Source organism: Clostridia bacterium, assembly GCA_019683875.1.
Classification (GTDB): domain Bacteria; phylum Bacillota; class Sulfobacillia; order RBS10-35; family Bu92; genus Bu92.
Map to the genome: position 1 here is coordinate 1 of JADGHN010000125.1, position 4,526 is coordinate 4,526.

Genomic DNA, 4,526 nt, shown 5'->3' on the forward strand with positions numbered 1-4,526 from the left:
CCGATCCACAACGACGGTGAGGTTCCCGTCGCGGTCGGCGATCGCGTCATGGACCTCCTCCACCTCCGCGTAGGCAAAGCCCTCGTGCGGCGTGTAGGTGAGGTCGTCCACGAGCCGCGACGCCGCCTCCGCAACCGGGCCGAAGGGCGTGACGTCCAGGATGCGCGTACCGGCTGGCCACGCCGTCGACAGCGGCTGGCCCAGGGAGAGGGCCGTGCCCGACCCGCCGGCTGACGTGACCGTCTCCGGCTGGGCTGCTCCATGGCCGACCAGCACCTGGGCGCCGGGCGGGATATCGGCTGGGCGGTCAAGCGTGAGCTCCGTCGCGCCTGCTGGCGCGTCCGCGGCAAGCCGCGCAAGCTCAGGCAGATCCAGGGCGGCCGCCACCTCGGCGGCGCTGACGTAACTCACGCCCATGGTTCATTCCCCCGCCTGGCTCCGCCGCCGGCGTCTCGCTGCGGCCGAAGTGCCTCCCCCGACCTGCCCGCTGGTCACGTCAGGGCTGGCGCCAGGTCCAGGGAAAGCCGGAGCCACTTCGTCCAGCGGCTCCGTGTCGATTTCCCAGTCGGGCCAGGTGATGAGCGCCTGCCCGACATCATGAGGCACCTCGAAACGGCCGGGGGCGACGGCCTCATAGACCGCGCCCCCAAAGGACAGCCGTTCGGCGGTGCCCGGCTTATGCCGGACCCGCATCACGAGTCACCCCCTACTCGCCGATGCCGGTGATGACCGCGCAACCGGCCGGGAAGTAGTTCTTGAAGACCTCGATGGCACGCACCTCAAGGTCATACCGCGGACCGCCGCCCGGGCCTTCCTGCCGCGCCATCGCGTATTCGAGCTGCTGGTACTCCTGCTGCGTTTCGACCTCGAACACGTTGGCCACGGCGTTGTTCGGGTACGGCAGGACCTCGGTGATGATCACCGCCGTGCCCGGGGGCAGGTGCGGCATGACCTCCAGCGGGATCGGCCGGCGGGTGATTGGGTGCAGGACCTCCTGCACCGCGTAGCCCGCGATGAGGCTCGCCCGCTCCGTGCCCGTCGGCTGGACGATCGTGTAGGCCGCGCCACCGCCGTTGCCGGACTTCGCGACGATCTTCGCGATGTTGGCCGCCTCGCGACCGGAGACCAGGATCTTGGTCGGCGCAAGCCGGACCTGATCCCACAGCTGCACGAAGATGTCGCTGAACTCCACGATCTGGCCGCCGTCAGCCGTGAGCGGCGCGCCCTTCAGCGACGTCCAGATGCCGCCGGAAGGCTCGCCCTTGCCGGGAGTGACGTACGTGCCGTTCAGGTAGTCGCCCGCGATCGTGGCGAGGAGCCCCGCGAAGGCATTCGGGTCAGCGCTGCGGTCACCCTGTGCCGCCACCTGATAGGTGTCAGCGGGCGCAAGGTCCGGAAGCGACGGCGTTGCCGCATCGGCGGTCGGGACGGCCTCCAGGTTGAAGCTCTCGACCGTCGTGGTGCCGGCGTAGAAATATGTGGTGCCGTCTCCTGAGACGTACCAGTCGTACGCCACCGCGCCGCGCACCGGGTCCACGGTCGCGGTCACGGAGTTGGTCGAACCGGCTCCCGTCTGCACCGTGGCGTCGTCCGAGAGCTCGCTGCCGCCGCCGAAGAACCAGTTCTCCAGCGTGCGGGCGCGCACCCGGACATGGACCGTGGTGCTCGCCGGGATGGAACCGCCCGTCACATTGGCCGTCAGCACCGGCTGTGCGGGCTTCGGCAAGGCGAAGGGCTGGCCGCCCAGCAGCAGCCGGTCCTCCTCGATCATGAGCGCGTAGAGCAGGTTGATGCCCGCCGTCGCACGCAGGTCTTCAAAGCCCTGGGCGAGCATCTGCGCGTCCATGATCACGGAGTCATCGAGCGCGATCGGGCGGTAGGCGGCCGAGAACTCCAGCACCTCCGTCTGGACCTTCGGGCCCGCCTGGCCGAACGGGATGAACGGGTTGGCGCGACCCGCGTTGATCCGCCGGATGGCCTTCCAGTGCGCCGCCTGGCTGCCAACGGGCGCCTTCTTGCGCGGCACGCTATTGCGGAATGGGCTCAAAACCGGGAAGAGCTTCTTGCTCGGGTTGTTACTCCGGCCCGATTGGGCCGTGGCACGGTCGTTTCCGCCGTGCTCTCCGTGTTGCCACGGAGGTCGGAGCGCACCATCGACTCACGCGTCTTGTGAGTCGCGCGGCATCCCGCTCTCTACGGGAGCGGAGTGTAGCAGGCGCGAGAGGAGCCGGAGCGCCCTCTTGGTCGTGCGCTGCGAGGCCTTGAGCGCCTTGATGGCCTCCCGGATCGCCTGCCGGCGCGCCACGTCGTCCATGACCACGCGCGCCATGTTCCCCCGCCTTCCCTCGGAGTCGTCCACCATCATGGGGATCTCCTCCGATACAGCCGCGTTTTACACCAGCCGTCACCGGCTAGCGGCCCAGCAAGCTAGGCGCCTCGAGCTCGTACCCGGTCAGGCCCAGGTCCACCGTGTAGCCCGTGGAGAGGGCCTTCTTCACGTCGGGCTTGATCATGTTCAGCGTCTCTTCAGTGATCTCGCGGATGCCCTGCGACATGGATCAGTCACTCCTTCCCCTTGTGTGCGGGATGCAGCGCCCGGGCAAGCTCCCGGCTCAGCGCGTCCCGCAGGTAAGGATCCGTCACCTGATCGAGCACCGACTCAAGCGCGGCTCCCTGCGCGCCAGCCACCGGCTCCTCGCCCTTCCGGACGAGGTAGTAGTCGGACATGGTGGCGCGGCCCCTCAGCAGCGGGCCACCGGGCAGCGGCTGCTCCTCGATCCGCTTCACCCGCTCCTCCAGCTGAGCGATCGCCTCAGCTGCTTTGAGCAGGGTGCCGGCGGACTTCGCAAGCTCCACGAGCCCGGTCGCTTCAAGCGCCTTCATGACTGCAGACGCCTCCGGGTGCTCGTCGGAGGCGTCCGCGCTCTTTCTCGTTTCAGCCTGCTTGTCACTCTGCTCCGCCGCGTTTTCGTCCTTGGCCTTTGGTCTGGCCTTGGCCGTGCCGCCCTCGTCGTCCTCAGTCTTGCCCTGCCCTTTGGCCTTGGAGGCATCCTCGTCGGCTGCGCCCGTGTCGTAGAGGTCCGCGAATTCCTTGATGGTCGCGCAGCCGGCGACGTTGGCAAGGTGACGCATGGCCGTCTTGATCTTATCCATGTTCGCCGCGCTGATCTTGCGGCCGATCTTCTCGACCGAGGCGGTCACCGTGACTTCACCCTGGTCGCCAGCGGCCTCCGCCTCCTCAAGGGCAGCCGCGGATGCCACCTCACCGATGAGCTCTGCGAGGCTGTCCAAGGCTTCACAGAGCCGGCTCACTTCGTCCACCTCATTCACATCGAGGGTGCTCTCCACGCGCTCACGCTGGAGGACCTTCTGCAGGATCTGCTTGACCGCCAGGAGTCCCTGGACGGCCTGGCGCAGCAGCGCGGCATCCTCGTTCTCCCAATCCGGCGAGCCGGGGACGCCGTTCAGCTGCGGCGCCTCTTCCTGCTTCGCAACTGCCTCGGTTTCTGCCACACTGCCCGCCTCCTTCCTCGTGTCCTTCTCCTCGCTACTGGGCGTCACGATCTTGCCGTCGTCGTAGCGGTAGCCATCGCCAAGCAGCCGGTTCGCCGCCTGGGCGATGCGCCGCCCGATGATCGCCCATTCCTCCTCCGTGTATCCGCCCTTCTCGCGCATGCCGTCGTGGTTGAAGTAGGCCACGGCCGGGCGGATGTGCTCCTCGTCGATCGGGTAGGCGTAGTTCACTGGATCCCCGTAGTCCTCGGGATCTTCCGGGTACCCCTTTGGCGGCGTGAGATGCCCGCCTGGCTTCGGCTTGATGCCGTAGCGCTTCGCGCGCGCCTCCTGTTCCTCATGGAGCTTCTCGCGCTCAGAGGAGGCGCCGTCGTCGGCACCGCCGTCTCCCTTGGCCTTTTGCAAGAGCTCGTCTAGAGACGGCCCCTTCCCGTCCAGGGACTTGATGAGCAGGAATGGCAAGCGCGTGGCCGGCTCCGTCACCGCGTCCACGCGCTCGATGTGCATCCCGACCAGTTCCTTGACCTGTTCCTCGTCCTCATCGCCCTTGCGCTTACGCTTCCGCGCCACTCCGGTCAAGGCGCTTCACCTCCCCCTTGGATGCGGGCTTCCTTTCGGCTTCGCCCTGGATCGAGTAGCCCTTTAGGACCCCGCGCTTGATCAGGTCCCAGGCGGTGTCGTCCCAGACCACGCCCAGGAGCCAGTCGCCGGCCCGCACGGTCTGGCCGTTGATCTCCCAGTCCGGACCCCGGTAGATGTACGACTCCACGGGTACCCCGTGGCCGGTTGTGCCGTCCTCGTGCTGGATGCCGATCAGGCGATGCTCGGCCATCCAGTGCCAGGCCGTTCGCTCCAGCTCCTCGGCGCTCGTGAACTCTCCGTGTGCGTCGATGCGGTCGGCCGGGTACGCGATGCCCAGGGTGTAGTGCTGCTCCTCCGCGGCCTTCATGACGGTGTAGCGAGCGCTGTCCTCGGTTGCCTGCCCCATTCCCGCGCACCCCTTTCGCCAGCAA

The 4,526-nt window shown here is 67.8% G+C and carries 6 protein-coding genes; all 6 read right to left on the bottom strand.

Annotated elements, in window-relative coordinates; genetic code table 11:
• Positions 1-411, bottom strand: a 411-nt coding sequence (locus IRZ18_08545; protein ID MBX5477152.1) for a hypothetical protein, incomplete at its 3' end; no start/stop codon positions are given.
• A 295-nt stretch (positions 412-706) separates the two neighbouring features.
• Positions 707-2,047, bottom strand: coding sequence for a hypothetical protein (locus IRZ18_08550; GenBank protein ID MBX5477153.1), 1,341 nt, complete (start codon positions 2,045-2,047; stop codon positions 707-709).
• Between the two features lie 111 nt (positions 2,048-2,158).
• Positions 2,159-2,329, bottom strand: a complete 171-nt coding sequence (locus tag IRZ18_08555) for a hypothetical protein (protein ID MBX5477154.1) — start codon at positions 2,327-2,329, stop codon at positions 2,159-2,161.
• Between the two features lie 82 nt (positions 2,330-2,411).
• Positions 2,412-2,555: a hypothetical protein gene (locus IRZ18_08560; protein MBX5477155.1), complete on the bottom strand. Its 144-nt coding sequence runs from the start codon at positions 2,553-2,555 to the stop codon at positions 2,412-2,414.
• A gap of 7 nt (positions 2,556-2,562) precedes the next feature.
• Positions 2,563-4,092 carry a hypothetical protein gene (locus IRZ18_08565; protein MBX5477156.1) on the bottom strand — a complete coding sequence of 510 codons (1,530 nt, stop codon included), beginning with the start codon at positions 4,090-4,092 and terminating at the stop codon, positions 2,563-2,565.
• Positions 4,067-4,501, bottom strand: coding sequence for a hypothetical protein (locus IRZ18_08570; GenBank protein ID MBX5477157.1), 435 nt, complete (start codon positions 4,499-4,501; stop codon positions 4,067-4,069). The genes IRZ18_08565 and IRZ18_08570 overlap by 26 nt, the downstream gene beginning before the upstream one ends.
• Positions 4,502-4,526 lie beyond the last annotated feature (25 nt).

Bases quoted from the DNA above. Each gene is read 5' to 3' on its own strand.
- IRZ18_08560 (MBX5477155.1), bottom strand. From the start codon at position 2,555: ATGTCGCAGGGCATCCGCGAGATCACTGAAGAGACGCTGAACATGATC.
- IRZ18_08555 (MBX5477154.1), bottom strand. From the start codon at position 2,329: ATGGCGCGCGTGGTCATGGACGACGTGGCGCGCCGGCAGGCGATCCGG.
- IRZ18_08570 (MBX5477157.1), bottom strand. From the start codon at position 4,501: ATGGGGCAGGCAACCGAGGACAGCGCTCGCTACACCGTCATGAAGGCC.